Here is a 16192-nt window from a genome sequence, read left to right on the forward strand (position 1 = left end):
TTGAAAATCTAATATTATCAGGTAAAAGAGAGTGAATATGGGAAAAGTATTTCCACCCTTTAGGATTGATATTGCGGGTGCATTATATGTGCCTTTTGCGTTGCGGGATGCAAGGAGACAATATCAGGACGGGCAGATTAGCCGGCAGGTGTTGCGTGCCGTTGAAAATGCGGAGATTCGTAATCTGGCAGAACGCTTGAAGTCGCAAGGCATGCAAGTTGTAACGGACGGAGGATTTCGGAGTTATGATTTTTTGGAAGGTTGGGAGGGCATCCGTTGCAAGGGTGGTGTAGGTTCTCTGTCTGGCGGTGAGCTGGAGGTAACGGGTAGAATCAGTTTGCTCCATCATTCTGTTCTTGATGACTTTGTTTTTCTGGCGGAGAATGTTGCGGAAGATGTGTTGCCTAAGCAGCACATGCCTTCGCCCGGTAAGTTGCTGATGAGGATACTTCGTGAAACGGAAACAGAATGTTTGAAGTCGATTTATCCGGATTTGAATCTATTGTTGGACGATTTGGCTGCAGCTTATAAGAATTTGCTGGAGAAACTTTATGAGGCGGGGTGCCGTTATGTCCAGTTTGAAGGTGTGAAGTCCATATTGACTGATGAAGCCGCCCGTCTCAATAATCGGGTATTGCGTGAGCGTCCGGAAGGATTGTTCGTGGCTTTTCATGCTGCAACGGACATGTTGATACGGTTGCATGGGGCGGATGCTTACTTTTTGAATTACGACTGTGGAATTTGCGATCGCAGCCGTTTGCTGTGGTTTGTTCGTGAACGGGAAGCGGTATTTGGCTTTGTGCTTTCTTATTATCCCGATGAAGAGGAGCTGGATGAATTGCAGGCTAAGATGGAAGAAGTCCTCAATTATATACCTGTGAAGCATTTGACGCTCTGTCTGCCTGATGCGGACAATCTTCTTAATTCCTCGGAAGAGGATGAAGTGAAACAATGGAAAACGGTGGAACTCGCCAAAGATATGGCAGCCCGCATATTCTTTGCCTGAACACGAGTTTGAGCACGCATGTTACCGTCTCTGAGTACACAGGTTGGGTTGGAGGTGTTGACCTGCGTGGTTGCCAAAGCAAAGCCCTGCATTGTGAAAAATCAATGCAGGGCTTTGTTTATATTTTTATCGGCTTTGTTCTTATTTGAGAACTTCAGCCAGCTTTTCTTGTAGCTCTTCGCCATGCAGGCCGCGTGCAAGGATAATTCCGTCACCGTCAATCAGTACGGTGTGGGGAATACTGCTTACGGCATACAGCTTGGCGCCTTCGCAGTTCCAGTATTTCAGGTCGGACATTTGTGGCCAAGTGATGTTCAGCTTTTTGATAGCTTCTTTCCAAGAGTCGGCACTCTGGTCCAAAGAAACGCCTACGATTTCGAAATTCTTATTCTTATACTTGGCGTATGCTTCTACCAGATTCGGCATTTCGCGACGGCAGGGACCGCACCAGCTTGCCCAGAAGTCAACGAGCACAGTCTTACCCTTTCCTACGTAGTCGGACAGTTTTACGGTCTTGCCTTCGGGAGTCTGCATCTCAAAATCCGTAAACTTCTTGCCTACGGCAGTAGCCTTCATCTTTTCTACATTCTCCTTGATGCGGATTACGGTTGCATCATTGCTGTATGTTGCAGGGATTTGCGAAACCAGCGGATCAAGTTCTTTTACATCCAAATAATAGTAGTTGCTTTTCAGCAGATGTACGCCTACTGCATTGGTTATGTTTTGGCTGATACTGGCTTTGGCTACTTCCATCATTTTGTCTTGCAGGGCATCCATTTCTTTGCTTTTGCTTTCGCGTTGCTGGTCGGTCAAGGCAGTATCGGCCATGGAAGCATAGATGTTTTCCATTTGGCTGTCCAGCTCGTTGAGTTGGATTCTGATGGCCTGATAAATGTCATTGTTGGCAGTACCGGTAGCGGAACTACTCTTTTCATTAAGTTTGATATTGATTTTCCCGTTTTCAAGGAAGAAGTCCATTATCATACCTTCCGTTCCGGCAGGATTATAAGTGATGTAACGGTTGGCGGCAGTGTCCTGCGTACCCTTGAAAGTGAAAGTCCCGTTGGCGATGATTGCGGAATCGAGTTTTACGAGTTGGCGGCCTTCTACGGTTTGCAGATAAACGGTATCGCCATCAGTTGCCCCTTCTATTGTTCCGGTTACGGTGTAACCATTGTTTCCGCTGTTACAAGCTGTGAATACGGCAGCAGCAGCGAGCAGGTAAGTTAATTTTTTCATTGCTTTTTTCATTAAAATAAGTAATTTGCAGCTACAAAGATAATAATAAAAAATCCCCATCGGTATAACCAATGAGGATTTTATGTTTTTTGTCCCTTTTTCACAAGGGGGCTGTGCTTTTTTATTCAGCAGCAGCTTCTGTTGCGGGAGCCTCTTCAGCCGGAGCTTCAGTAGCTTCTGCTTCAGCAGGTGCTTCAGCGGCAGCCTTAGCAGCTTCTTCAGCGGCTTTCTTTTCGGCCAATGCTTTAGCTTTCACTTCGTTTACTTTCTTTTCAGCTTCCAGGCGTGCTTTAGCTTCAGCTTTCTTTGCTTCGTCTTCTTTGGCTTTCAGAGCAGCCAAACCGCTTTGTTTGTTGTTCTTCCAAGCTTCGAACTTAGCTTCTGCTTCTGCTTCGCCGAATGCGCCTTTAGCTACACCGCCGAGGAGGTGTTTCTTCATGTAAACGCCTTCACGAGAAAGGATGTTGCGAACTGTGTCAGTGGGTTGTGCACCTTTCAGCACCCAGTCAAGTGCGCGGTCGAATTTCAAATCTACTGTGGCAGGATTGGTGTTAGGGTTGTAAGTACCAATCTTCTCAATAAATTTACCATCACGTGGTGCTCTTACGTCTGCAATTACGATAGAGTAGAAAGCGTAGCTCTTACGTCCATGTCTTTGCAATCTGATTTTTGTTGCCATTTTTTAATAAATGTTTTAGTTAATGATTTGAATTATGCTGCTAACTCGTAGTAGCGGGCGCAAAGGTAGGATAAATTTTTGAATTATGGATTATGATTTATGAATTATTAGCCTGTAATGTACAATCATCTGCCTGGGTAAGAGCTTCCGCCCATATCATTCCTCGTTCGCAACCACTCATCGTTCTTACGAGTATTTTTTCGGATACCTTATTAATATGGCAAGTATGGCGCAGGCTCCCATGCAGAACGGATAGTAGAGGTTGCCTATGATGCTAAGCGGTGAGATTCCTGCCAGTCCCGCGGCTATCAGCATTTGTGCGCCGTAGGGGATGATGCCCTGAATGAGGCAGGAGAACGTATCCAGGATACTTGCCGTTTTCCGGCGGTCCAGGTGGAAGCGTTTGGCTATGTCTTTGGCGATAGGTCCGGTGGTAATGATAGCAATGGTGTTGTTGGCGGTGCAAAGATTGGCAACGCTCACCAATGCGGCTATACTGAGTTCTGCACCTCTCTTGCCTGTGACGTGACGTGTAAGGCGGGTAATGATGAAATCTATTCCACCGTTGTAGCGGATTGTTTCCAACATTCCGCCTGCCAGTAAAGTGATGATGATAAGTTCGCCCATGCCGGTGATGCCCGTTCCCATGGCGCCAAACCAGTCGAAGAAGGCGGTGCCTACATTCATGCTTTCTGCAGGAGTGGCACCGAAGACGCTCGTTGCTGTGCAAATACCGATGATGCCGGTCGAGAAGATGCCGAGCAGCAGCACAAGCATTACGTTCATTCCGGATACTGCCGTACCCAGCACGATGAGGTAGGGGATTACCTTTATCCATTCAATCGTTTGCATCTGCGGGGCGGCAGAAAGGGACAGTCCTTGGAATATGTAGATGCCCAATACGATAAGTGCTGCCGGCACTACGATCATGAAATTCACTTTGAACTTATCTCTCATTACACAATCTTGTGTTTTGGTAGATGCAATCGTGGTGTCTGAAATGAACGAAAGATTGTCTCCGAAGAAAGAACCGCCCACTACGACAGCCACCATATAGGGTAGGTCGATGCCGGTTTTCTCTGCCAGCCCCACCGCCACCGGGGTCAGTGCGACAATTGTCCCCACGCTTGTGCCGATAGACAGAGAGATGAAACAGGCAGCAATGAAGATGCCCGCCAGCAACAGGTTGTCTGGCAGAATATGTAAAGTCAGGTTCACCGTAGCGTCTATGGCGCCCATTTGTTTGGCGCTTTGCGCGAATGCTCCAGCGAGGACGAATATCCATATCATCAGCAGTATATTCTTGTTGCCGGCGCCAACGGAAAACTGGTAGATGCGTTGTTCCAGCTTCAGTCCTCGCGTCATGGCAATGGCGTAGCAGGATGACAGCAGGAATGCTACCGTAATCGGTACTTTATAGAAATCGTTTACAAGCAGTGATGTGATGAGGTATAGACATAGAAACACAGCCAACGGGCTCAGTGACCACCAGCCGCCCTTTTGTTTGGGAGAGATATTTGTATCTGCAGACATACTTTCTATTATGGGTTTCTAAGAACGGTGTTTTGAGTAAATCGGCTGCAAAGATACAAAAAACGGGGGAGTTTTGGCGTATATCTTAATATTCAGACAGAAGAACAAAAGCACAAAAAAATAAAATCTTTCCTCTTTTGTGCTTTCGTTCTTCTGTCTGATAACTTGCAGAATCCCCGTCAACTTCAGACGGTAATCCTGTACATTCGGATGATGAGTGTTTGTTGTTACAACGTCACTCCTGTTTTGAAAATGGCAATTTCCTTATATCCTTTCTTTTCGTTGTTGACGAACTCGCCGCTTGCTACGCGAATGATATAGTCGATGAACCGTTCGCAAGTCTTTTCCATCGGTTCGTTTTCGAGGATGACGCCGGCGTTGAAGTCAATCCAACCCGGTTTGTTTTTGGCAAGGGCGGAATTGGTGGAGATCTTCATGGTCGGTACGTAGGTTCCGAAGGGGGTTCCACGTCCGGTTGTAAACAACACCATGTGGCAGCCACATGATGCCAGGGCGGTGGCTGCAACCAAGTCGTTTCCCGGTGCGGAAAGCAGGTTCAAGCCTTTCACCTTCAGGCGTTCGCCATAAGGAAGTACACCGTCCACATAGCTCTTGCCGCACTTCTGGGTGCATCCCAATGCTTTGTCTTCCAATGTGGAAATGCCGCCTGCTTTGTTACCCGGAGACGGGTTTTCGCCTACCGGCTCGCCATGTGAAAGGAAATACTCTTTAAAATCATTAATCAGCTTCACTGTTTCTTCAAATAATTCTTTGTTGCGGCAACGGTTCATCAGAATTGTTTCCGCGCCGAACATTTCGGGTACTTCCGTCAGTACACTTGTGCCGCCCTGCGCGATAAGAAAATCGGAGAACATTCCCAGCAACGGATTGGCTGTGATGCCGGAAAAACCGTCGGAGCCGCCACATTTCAAACCTACGCGCAATTCGCTCAGAGGTACATCCACGCGTTCGTCTTTGCTGGCTTTTGCATAGAGTTCCCGCAGCAGTTTCATTCCCTCTTCGTATTCATCGCCCACTTTCTGGGTCACCATGAACTTCACGCGATCTGAATCGTAGTCACCCAGAAATTCCCGGAATATGTCCGGCTGGTTGTTCTCACAGCCCAAACCTACCACAAGTACAGCGCCGGCATTGGGATGCAACACCATGTCACGCAGGATTTTTTTCGTGTTCTCGTGGTCATCACCCAATTGCGAACAGCCATAGTTATGTGGAAATGCCATGATTGCATCTACGCCTTTGCCTTCTGTCTCGCGGCGCAGTCCTTCTGCCAGTTGGTTGACGATACCATTTACGCAGCCCACTGTGGGGACAATCCATATTTCATTGCGCACTCCCACGTCACCGTTTTTGCGGCGGTATCCTTTGAATGTCAGGTCTTTGTGTGGGATATTCAAGTCTACTTCGGTAGGGTTGTATGTATATTCCAACAGGCCGGCAAGGTTTGTCTGGATGTTGTTTTCGTTTATCCAGTCTCCTTGTTTCTTTACAGTGCGGGTGTGTCCGATGGGATAGCCGTATTTAATCACATTTTCGCCTTCTGTAAAATCTTTCAGGGCGAACTTGTGTCCGGCAGGAACATCCTCGTTCAGGATAATTTCCTTGCCGTCTACTATGAGTTTTTCACCGGCCGGTAGTGCAACGATAGCTACCGCAACATTATCGGCAGTGTTAATCTTCAGGTACTTTGTTTCCATATACTATCTTTTAGTTAATTTGTTGAGAATAGAAAGAATGTGGCAGGATGCCACATTCTTTCTATTTATTATAATAATATTCAATATTTTCTTTTGTCAGCAGGTCAATGGGCATAAAGTTCTCTCTTGCGATTTCTTTTTTCAGGATCAGGTGATCGCATAAGGCCTTGATGCCGTCAAATCCTTGCAAGGTGGGTTGCTGGGCGATGAGGAAGAAGATGCTTCCCTGTTTCAGGCACTCCACGTTGCGTTGTAGCAGGTCATATCCCATGAGGTTGAAATCCGTTCTTTGATGCTTCAGCAGATATTCCCCGATGATGTATGCTTTGGAGTTGAATGTGATGCCATTCTTTACACTGGGGTGAGACCGGAAGAAATCATCCAGCATCTGCTCGTCCTCACCGTCGCGTTTGGCATGCAGGTCCAGTCCCCAGATACGGCATGAGGGATGATATTTCTGCATGTATTCGTGGAAGCCGACTTCTCGCCGTTCCTGCTGGTTGGAACCGACAATACCTTCGTTTATCTTTCGGAAGATAACGATTTCCTGTGCGTCGCCGGCAAGCAGCATCAGCATGCGTGCGGCAAAGTATCCGCTTTGATGCGAATTCTGTCCGAAGAAGGAGAGGGCGGGGGCTTCTTTTATGTTAGAGTCTATATATATATAAGGTATATGCAGTGCTTCAAGCTCATTGGTGAAGGGCGTGGTGTATTGCGGGACGGTAGGGGCGAACAGCACGCCGTCGGGCCTCTGTTCTATAATGTCATGGGCTGCGTGTGCAAACGAACGATAGTCATACGGGTCGTAGTACGACAGTCTTACGGTGATATTGAAGTCAGAATAAGTTGTCAAGGCTTCGTGTATACCATTCTCCACTTCCGTCCAATATTCTCCCGTTTCGTGTTGGGGCAGCAGGCAGGCAAATGCATATTTTTTGTTGGAAGCCAATGCACTGGCGTACATGTTGGGCTGATAGTTCAGCTTTTCCAAGATTTCTTCCACTCGTTTGCGACTGGCTTCCGATACTCCACTACGTCCATGGAGAACGCGGTCTACGGTTCCCACCGATACATCGGCCATTTTGGCGATGTCCTTAATTCTTATTCTTTCCGGTGTATTCATGGGTTTGTTCATGGTTATTTGTGTTCGTACACAATAATAATCTAAATATTTTCGACACAAATATATAACAATTTTTGTAATTACGAAAATTGTTGTATCTTTGTGCCCGCACACGAAAGCTATGAAGAACAAACGAATTTTCTGTTTACTCTTCATTGTATCAGGTGTTTACCCTCTGTGTGAGGGCTTGTATGATAATCTGAAAGAAACATTTTAATCATATATTTAATAAAAACATAGAATTATGGGAAAGAAAGTCGTTACATTAGGTGAGATTATGCTGAGACTGTCCACTCCGGGCAATACTCGTTTTGTGCAGTCAGATTCTTTTGATGTAGTGTATGGTGGCGGTGAAGCCAACGTTGCTGTCAGCTGTGCCAACTACGGTCATGATGCTTACTTTGTAACAAAATTGCCGAAACACGAAATCGGTCAGTCGGCAGTGAACGCTTTGCGCAAATACGGTGTGAAGACAGACTTCATTGCACGTGGCGGCGACCGCGTAGGTATCTACTATTTGGAAACAGGTGCTTCTATGCGTCCCAGCAAGGTGATCTACGACCGCGCCCACTCTTCAATAGCCGAAGCAGATGCAGCGGATTTTGATTTCGATGCTATCATGGAAGGTGCAGACTGGTTCCACTGGTCAGGTATCACTCCCGCTATTTCGGACAAAGCTGCCGAGTTGACTCGTCTGGCTTGCGAAGCTGCTAAGCGTCATGGCGTTACGGTATCCGTAGACCTTAACTTCCGTAAGAAACTTTGGACAAAAGAAAAAGCACAGTCCATTATGAAGCCGTTGATGCAATACGTAGACGTTTGTATCGGCAACGAAGAAGATGCGGAACTCTGTCTCGGCTTCAAACCTGATGCCGATGTAGAAGGCGGTAAGACAGATGCAGAGGGTTACAAAGGGATCTTCAAGGCAATGGCTACAGAATTCGGTTTTAAATATGTGATTTCTACACTGCGCGAATCATTCTCAGCAACGCACAACGGTTGGAAGGCAATGATTTATAACGGCGAAGAATTCTACGAATCAAAACGCTATGACATCAATCCTATTATCGACCGCGTAGGTGGTGGCGACTCTTTCTCAGGCGGTATCATTCATGGTCTGCTGACGAAGCCCAATCAAGGTGCTGCCCTCGAATTTGCGGTTGCGGCTTCTGCCTTGAAGCACACTATCAACGGTGACTTCAACTTGGTTTCTGTTGAAGAAGTAGAAGCACTGGCAGGCGGTGATGCAAGCGGCCGCGTTCAGCGCTAAGACACTTTCTTCGTATGAAGAAGTTGAATATAAAGTTCTTTCCTGTATCATTAAGAGCGAAGAGAAGGAATTAAATAAATTAGGAGATGAAGGCTGGGAGCTTGTTTGTAGTTATTGCTTGGGTCTTTATCTGATTTTGAAAAGAGAAGAAATATAAATATGGCAAAGTTCGATAAAATAGCCGTATTGAACAAAATTGGTTCAACCGGTATGGTTCCTGTATTCTACCATAAAGATGCAGAAGTGGCAAAGAAAGTAGTGAAAGCCTGCTACGAAGGTGGTGTTCGCGCATTTGAGTTTACAAACCGCGGTGATTTCGCTCACGAAGTGTTTGCGGAAGTTGTGAAATTCGCTGCAAAAGAATGTCCTGAAATGGCTATCGGTGTAGGTTCTATCGTAGACCCTGCTACGGCAGCATTGTATCTGCAATTGGGCGCAAACTTCATTGTAGGTCCGTTGTTCAACCCCGAAATAGCCAAGATCTGTAACCGTCGTTTGGTGGCCTATACTCCGGGATGTGGAAGTGTTTCGGAAGTAGGTTTCGCACAGGAAGTAGGTTGTGATCTTTGCAAGATATTCCCCGGTGACGTGTTGGGTGCAAAACTCGTAAAAGGTCTGTTGGCTCCGATGCCTTGGTCTAAGTTGATGGTGACCGGCGGTGTAGAACCGACACAGGAAAATCTGACCTCTTGGATTAAGGCAGGTGTATTCTGCGTAGGTATGGGCTCCAAGCTCTTCCCGGGTGATAAGGTTGCTGCCGAAGACTGGGCTTACGTTACAGAAAAATGTAAAGAAGCTTTGGCTTACATTGCGGAAGCAAGAAAGTAATTAATATATTTCATTTTGTTTAAAGGTGTTTAAAGGGGACAACCATCGAGGTGCTATGGCGCTTCGGTGGTTTGTTTTTTATGTATAGAGAGGAGGAGTGGAGAGGGTTGATTAGTCACTGTCATAGCCTTTTAAGTGTTTATAAGTGTAAAACTGACGCTTAATGTCTAAAACAATGTTATAAGGTGCACGATTTTTACTTCTGGTGCTTGCGCATACAGAAAAAACACTTACCTTTGTAGTGCAGTTGTGAAATTGCTTCTAAATAAATAAGAAATAAAGTTTTCAGTACAAAAGGTAATTAGTTAAAAGGTAAAAAGATTGATAGCTTCATAAGCTAAGAATTTAGATTGAAAATAGGTAATTAATTGAGGTAAAGGTAAAAGTTAAAACATTAAGTGTTTTTGATAGGTAATTGAAGTTTGTTTTTTAGAGGTAAAAAGAAAGATTGATTTTTGGGTAACAATTTGATGTTAGTAAAAAAAGAAAAGCCTTTAGGCTTTTCTTACACGAGGCGAGGGGTTCGGGAGAGCTTGCTCGTTTTTTTTGTTTTTTGCTTTTCGCTTTTTTGTATAATTTGTCCAAATTCTCCCTGTTTTTTGTATCTTTGTGACAAATATCCTGTAAACGGGCATTTCAACAAATAAAACAACAGGATTAAATTGCATAAATTTGGAACATTTATTATACATCCTTGATTGGTTTCTATACATTATATTCGCAATAAATGTGGTGTATTTGTTGGTGTATAGTTTGGCCTCGTTACGTCGTTGTAAAACTTTGGTAACTCTATCGGCTGTAACTCATAAGCGTTTTGTAATACTGATCGCAGCTTATCGTGAAGATACGGTTATTTTGCCTACTGTGCATGCCTGTCTGGCGCAGGATTATCCCTGTGAAAAATATGATGTTGTGGTTGTTTCAGACCATATGCAACCTGCGACAAATGCAGCTTTGTCCTCACTTCCCATAAAATTGCTTCAAGTTGATTTTGAGAAAAGCACCAATACCAAATCCTTGAAAGCTGCCCTTGAATATTTGGATAGGGATGCTTACGACGTGGTATTGATAATAGATGCGGACAACATCATTATGCCTTCCTATCTGTCCGAGGTGAACGATGCTTTTGCCGTTGCTGGAGTACGGGTTGTACAGACGCATCGCATTGCCAAGAACCTGAATACTGACATGGCCTATTTGGATGCAGTCAGTGAAGAAATCAATAATTCCATATTCCGTTTGGGGCATGTCAACCTCGGTATGTCAGCTGCTTTGATAGGTTCGGGAATGGCTTTTGAATATCGCCTGTTTTATGATGCGATGATGAGTAATACCTCGGTGGGTGGTTTTGATCGTGTACTGGAAATGAAACTTCTTTATAAAGGTGTGCACTTCCACTATCTGCCTGATACTTACGTAAGGGATGAAAAGATACAAAAGACACAGCACTTTTATCAGCAGCGCCGCCGTTGGTTATCTGCTCAGTATTACAGTTTCTTTGAGTTTGCCAATCATTTATTGCCCGCTATTCGTGATGGTAAGTGGGACTTTTGTGATAAGCTTTACCAACAAATCTCCTTCTCCAGGGTGTTGTTGCTGGGGTTTGTATTTGTAATGTCAGTCTGTACATCTATTGGGCTTCCGGTTTGGTGTTTCAAGTGGTGGATTCTGTTTGGGACTTTATTATTTGCTTTGGTAGTAGCCATTCCACGTTGCTATTGGACACGACGTATGTTTAAGGTCGCTTTATTGATCCCATGTTCGTTTTTTCTTATGGTTGTCAACTTATTCCGTCTCAAAGAAGCAAATAAGCGGTTTATACATACTGTACATGGAGTAGGGAAGTAGGCAGTGTGTATACGGAATGTTGAAAATCTTGTACTGTTTTTTGTATATTTTATCCCTTCTGTGTTGTTTTTTTATATCTTTGCAGAATAAGACAGATTAATAGTATTGCAAGGATAAACTGTATCAAAAATAACTGTAGTCTTGGGACATGTATTGATAATAATAGATTGGTTTCTGTACATCCTTTTTACGATAAACGTATTGTACTTACTGGTGCATAGTCTGGCATCATGTAAATTTTCATTGCCCAAAACTGATAAAGCTACGAAGCATAAGCGTTTCGCCATCCTCATTCCCGCTTATAAAGAAGATGCTGTGATACACGAGTGTGTACATTCCTGCCTGCAACAGGATTACCCGGTCGACCATTTCGAGACGATAGTTATATCAGACCGTATGCAGCCTGAAACAAATGCTTCTCTGGCCGCTCTTCCTATCCGTTTGGTAGAGGTGCACTTCGAGAAAAGCACCAAATCTAAGTCTCTGAATGTTGGTATGGCTGCCATAGGTGATGATTTTGACATTGCATTGGTTCTTGATGCAGACAATGTTATTCCCAGTGATTATTTGAGCGACATTAATGATTTGTTTGCTAACCCTGATGTAGAAGCAGTACAGACGCATCGTATAGCTAAGAATATGAATAATGACATGGCGTTGCTCGATGCCGTCAGTGAGGAGATTAACAATACAATATTTCGTTTGGGACATGCCAAGCTCGGTTTGTCCGCTGCACTTATCGGTTCCGGTATGGCATTCCGTTACGATCTTTTTCGCGATACGATGTTGAATATTAAGGCAGTGGGAGGTTTTGATCGTGAGTTGGAATTGACTTTGCTTTATCAAGGCAAGCGTTTTTACTACCTGCCGGACACTTTCGTATTTGATGAAAAAATCCAGAATACGAAGGACTTCTCCCGTCAGCGCCGTCGTTGGCTTTCAGCACAGTGGCATTATTGCAGGACATTTGTAAAATACTTGGGAAAAGCGCTTGCCGCCCACAACTGGGATTTTTGCGATAAGATGTTTCAACAAGTTTCAATACCGCGTCTGCTCCTGTTGGGCTTTACGTTTTTTCTTGCTGTGCTCTGCACATGCTATTACTGGATGTGGGGGCTGAAGTGGTGGGTGCTTTTTGCCTTACTTGTCGCGGCTTTGCTGATAGCTGTCCCGAAGCGTTTCTATACCAGGCGCCTTGCCGTAGCGTTGTTGTCCCTGCCATATACGTTCTTGCTGATGGCAGCCAATATCTTCAAACTACGAGGAGCTAATAAGAATTTCATACACACAAGACATGGTGTCGGATAATGACACTTTATGCGGGAAATAACATCTCATATTGAGAAATATATACAATAATAGAAACATATACTAAAAACATACAAATGATATATGGCAAACTAAGTCTCAAAGATTGGCGTACGGCTCGTGTAGAGGGGGAGACTCCTGAGTCTTCTTTTGAGAGTTATAATTTTCGCCTTTTCTTTTTCGGCACTTTATATAACCGGGACCAGCTTCAGAGCTCTCCTGCCGATAGTAATGCAAAACTTGTCGCGGATGCCTATCTGGCGGATTCGAACTATGGATTTTCCCGTTTGGACGGTTCGTTTACGATAGTCTATTATTCCAAGGAGGAATGCGGTATTGTGCGCGATCATCATGGTACGCATTATTCTATTTACTGCACTCCGGAAGGAGATTTCGCAAGTTCTTGGACCTATCTTGAGAAGCAATCGGGAAAGCCTTTCAGCTACGATCCCGGTGCATTGGGCATTTTCCTCCGGCGCGGACTTTTGCCACAGGGATTTGGTTCTATGGCCGACGCCTCACTTTTGGGTGGAGGAGAGCAGTTTCACATGTTTACGGAAAACGGATTTATAACATTTATAACATCCGAATTGCCGGAGGAAGTGCGCTCGCTCTCTTGGAATATGTTGAAAGAAAAATCTCCGGAATTTAAGGAGATGCTGGAGGAAGGATCTTTCTCTTTGAAGCGCGACCACATTTTCAGACGCGATCCTCAGATTGTGACCGACATAACTCCCGATGTCGAGAGCTATTCCCGTCGTTACGGCGAGTTGCACCGTCAGGCCATCCGCCGGCGAATTGGTGACAGTCATAGGGTAGGTGTTCTATTGAGTGGCGGCTACGATTCGGGAGCCAACCTTGCTGCGCTTCGCAGCATTTACGATGGTCCCGTAGACTCCTATTCCGTTGGATTCAAGGGTGATGCGTGGACCGAGCTTCCCATGGCGCGACTGATGTCTGAAACTTTCGGAACCTGCCACCACGAGTATGAGATAGACGGTACGGAGATAGCTTCGCTGCCCGATATTGTACGTTTTCTGGGAGAGCCTTTCGTTGAAGGCGGACTTATGGTAAACTATTGCGCCATGCGTATGATAGGCGATGACAAGCCCGATGTAATCTTGGGCGGTGACGGCAGCGACCAGTATTTCGGCACGTCCGGTCGTGAAGTTGCCCTGCATTATCTGGCGGCGCGTACGGGTACTCGTCCGTTGATGCGTGGTGTACATAAGTTGTTAAGTTGTAAGACTTTCGATACAGGCGGTAAACTTTCGCGCATCAATTTCCATTTAGGCAGGATACTTCATATTCTGGAGGGCGAACAGTTCGGTTTCTCCGACTCTTCGTTGCGTGAGATTATGCTTCATCCGGAGTGGATTGCATCCTCTATGAAGACTTTTCCGGCAGATACCCGCAGCTTTGAACATCTTTATACGCAGCATGCGTTGTTGTCCGATCTGGAGACTTCTATCAATTACGTTATCCTCTACAAAGCCTCGCGTATGGCGCAGATGTTCGGCAACAACCTTGCTTTTCCTTTTATGGATTTGGATCTGTACAATTTCCTGCAGGAGTTGCCGGTTGGTTTGAAGTGCAAGGGAGACAGTGTGCCGGATATAGCGCGCGGCCGTTTTGAGTCTAAATATCTTTTGAAGTATCATTACAAATCTCTGCTTCCTGCAGCCATCACCTCCAAGAGGAAACAGGGTGGATTTGCACCTATGCCTCTTTTCTTCCAAGATCCTTTGCAGCGTGCACATCTCAAGGATTTCATTCTTTCTGCCGACATTTACGAGGATTTCCTCAATCGTGACGGTGTGGAACGGTTCCTGAATGAGTACGACCGCGAGGCATCCCGGAAAGGCGGGTGGTTCTGGTACAAGCAGAACAAGGCTTTGCAGTATTTCAACTTGTTGACGCTTGTCACTTGGTGGGAGGAATTTATAGAAAGGAAAGAAGTGAAGTACTGGTGATTGCATAAAGTAGGTTTTGTTGAAAAAAAGAATATGTAAAAATGTCGATAAAGGAGCAAGCTGCTAAAAGTGTGTTTTGGAGTGCAGCGGAGCGTTTTTCCGTACAAGGCATCCAGTTTGTGCTGACTCTCGTCATCGCCCGTATCCTGTCGCCGGACGCATACGGGTTGGTGGCAATGCTAGGCATTTTCATGGCTCTTTCTCAGGTGCTGGTCGACAGTGGATTTGCCAATGCTCTTATTCAAAAGAAAGACCGTACGGAAACCGATTACAGTACTGCTTTCTATTTCAATGCCGCAGGTTCGTTGCTGATTTACCTGTGTTTGTTTGTCTGTGCACCTTTGATAGCTCGTTTTTTTGCTGAACCGCAGCTTACTGTTATTGCTCGCGTGATAGGCCTGACTCTGGTCATAAACTCTTTGGGCATTGTGCAGCAGGCGCGGCTGACGGTGGACTTGGACTTCAAGCGTCTGGCGCGGGCTTCGCTGGGAGCGGTGGCTATTAGCGGGGCTGTCGGCATCTGGTTGGCCTATCATGGGTTCGGTGTATGGACTTTGGTGTGGCAAAGCCTTCTGAACAGTCTTCTTCGTGTCGTTTTCTTATGGATATTTTCTCGTTGGATGCCTCGTTGGATTTTCTCATGGCAGTCGTTTCGTGTACTTTTCTCTTTCGGTTCCAAACTGATGCTGGCCAACCTGCTGCACACTTTTTATGTCAACTGCTATTCCCTGATTATAGGAAAGTGCTTTTCGGCTTCCCAACTGGGGTTCTTTAACCGTTCCTACACGTTGGCGCAGTTTCCTTCCACCAACTTCACGAACATTGTTGTTCGTGCGGTCTATCCCATTCAGTGCCGTTATCAAGATGATATGCCCCGGTTGCGCAGCATGTTCCTGAAATATATGCGCATGTCGTGCTACTTGATTTTTCCTGTCATGGTGGCAGTGGCAGCATTGGCAGAGCCGCTGGTAGAAGTTGTATTGACGGACAAATGGCTTCCAGCGGTCCCTTACCTGCAGATTCTTTGCGTGGCTTTTATGTGGGATCCGGTGATGAAAATCAATCATAGCATTTTGAACGTGAAAGGGCGTACCGACTATTTCCTGTATGCCGAGATATGGAAGAAGCTCATTGCGTTTGCCATATTGTTTGTCACGATTCCTTTAGGGGTATCGGCCATGTGCTGGGGACTGGTGCTGTATTCCTTTGCCGACATGGGAGTGATTATCTGCTATTCCCGCAAGCTGATGAAGGCCGGTTATCTGCGCCAGCTTTGTGAATTACTGCCGGTGCTGTTGCTGAATGGCATAATGGGGATGTGCCTGTACCTGATTACGCTTTTGCCGTTGTCCGCATGGGAACGGCTTCTCTTAGGTGTGCCGTCGGGACTGATAATTTATGTTGTGGGGTCCTGCGTGTTCCATATGTCTGAATGGCAGATGCTGCTTTCGGTTCTGAATAAGTCGGGAGGACGCTCTTCTCTATCTTCCGAGTAGTGCATCCTCCTGTTCTCATTCTTACCACTTTTCTTTTCCCACATCGAAGCATGGACATTGTTTGGTCCATTATTTTAAAAAATCCTACAAAGGTAACATCTTTTGCCGGTAATGGAAGAATATTTCAGGGTGGAGAGCAATCTTGTGGCTCTTATTTTGCTATCTTTGTCT

At 45.5% G+C, this 16192-nt stretch carries 12 protein-coding genes; 7 read left to right on the forward strand and 5 right to left on the reverse strand.

The window, feature by feature from the left end; all coding sequences use genetic code 11:
* The first annotated feature begins 37 nt into the window (after nucleotides 1-37).
* Nucleotides 38-1006 (forward strand): uroporphyrinogen decarboxylase/cobalamine-independent methonine synthase family protein, encoded by a 969-nt coding sequence (locus tag NQ546_RS10305; protein WP_004290070.1) that lies wholly within the window; start codon nucleotides 38-40, stop codon nucleotides 1004-1006.
* 141 nt (nucleotides 1007-1147) lie between these two features.
* Here NQ546_RS10305 and NQ546_RS10310 read toward each other — a convergent pair whose 3' ends face one another.
* The 5 genes from NQ546_RS10310 to NQ546_RS10330 form a co-directional block, all read right to left on the reverse strand.
* A complete protein-coding gene (locus tag NQ546_RS10310; protein WP_039953227.1) occupies nucleotides 1148-2245 on the reverse strand; it encodes a TlpA disulfide reductase family protein in 1098 nt (365 codons plus the stop codon).
* A 121-nt stretch (nucleotides 2246-2366) separates the two neighbouring features.
* Nucleotides 2367-2924, reverse strand: a complete 558-nt coding sequence (locus tag NQ546_RS10315) for a 30S ribosomal protein S16 (protein WP_004290072.1) — start codon at nucleotides 2922-2924, stop codon at nucleotides 2367-2369.
* A 186-nt stretch (nucleotides 2925-3110) separates the two neighbouring features.
* Nucleotides 3111-4457 (reverse strand): Na+/H+ antiporter NhaC family protein, encoded by a 1347-nt coding sequence (locus NQ546_RS10320; protein WP_004290073.1) that lies wholly within the window; start codon nucleotides 4455-4457, stop codon nucleotides 3111-3113.
* Nucleotides 4458-4684: 227 nt separating this feature from the next.
* Complete coding sequence (locus tag NQ546_RS10325) at nucleotides 4685-6175, reverse strand: UxaA family hydrolase (RefSeq protein ID WP_004290075.1); 1491 nt, start codon at nucleotides 6173-6175, stop codon at nucleotides 4685-4687.
* Nucleotides 6176-6236: 61 nt separating this feature from the next.
* Nucleotides 6237-7310 carry a LacI family DNA-binding transcriptional regulator gene (locus tag NQ546_RS10330; protein ID WP_239463444.1) on the reverse strand — a complete coding sequence of 358 codons (1074 nt, stop codon included), beginning with the start codon at nucleotides 7308-7310 and terminating at the stop codon, nucleotides 6237-6239.
* A 232-nt stretch (nucleotides 7311-7542) separates the two neighbouring features.
* Between NQ546_RS10330 and NQ546_RS10335 the strand changes: the two genes are divergently transcribed.
* From NQ546_RS10335 to NQ546_RS10360, 6 genes are all read left to right on the forward strand, one after another.
* Nucleotides 7543-8568, forward strand: a complete 1026-nt coding sequence (locus NQ546_RS10335) for a sugar kinase (RefSeq protein ID WP_004290077.1) — start codon at nucleotides 7543-7545, stop codon at nucleotides 8566-8568.
* 159 nt (nucleotides 8569-8727) lie between these two features.
* Entirely contained in the window at nucleotides 8728-9396 is a 669-nt protein-coding gene (locus tag NQ546_RS10340; protein WP_004290079.1) for a bifunctional 4-hydroxy-2-oxoglutarate aldolase/2-dehydro-3-deoxy-phosphogluconate aldolase, read from the forward strand.
* Between the two features lie 672 nt (nucleotides 9397-10068).
* Entirely contained in the window at nucleotides 10069-11244 is a 1176-nt protein-coding gene (locus NQ546_RS10345) for a glycosyltransferase family 2 protein (RefSeq protein WP_004290081.1), read from the forward strand.
* A 141-nt stretch (nucleotides 11245-11385) separates the two neighbouring features.
* Complete coding sequence (locus NQ546_RS10350; RefSeq protein ID WP_004294791.1) at nucleotides 11386-12552, forward strand: glycosyltransferase family 2 protein; 1167 nt, start codon at nucleotides 11386-11388, stop codon at nucleotides 12550-12552.
* A gap of 77 nt (nucleotides 12553-12629) precedes the next feature.
* A complete protein-coding gene (locus NQ546_RS10355) occupies nucleotides 12630-14525 on the forward strand; it encodes an asparagine synthase-related protein (protein WP_004290083.1) in 1896 nt (631 codons plus the stop codon).
* Between the two features lie 41 nt (nucleotides 14526-14566).
* Nucleotides 14567-16021 carry a lipopolysaccharide biosynthesis protein gene (locus tag NQ546_RS10360; RefSeq protein WP_004290084.1) on the forward strand — a complete coding sequence of 485 codons (1455 nt, stop codon included), beginning with the start codon at nucleotides 14567-14569 and terminating at the stop codon, nucleotides 16019-16021.
* Nucleotides 16022-16192 lie beyond the last annotated feature (171 nt).

Origin of the sequence: Bacteroides eggerthii (assembly GCF_025146565.1) — a bacterium.
Classification (GTDB): Bacteria; Bacteroidota; Bacteroidia; order Bacteroidales; family Bacteroidaceae; genus Bacteroides; species Bacteroides eggerthii.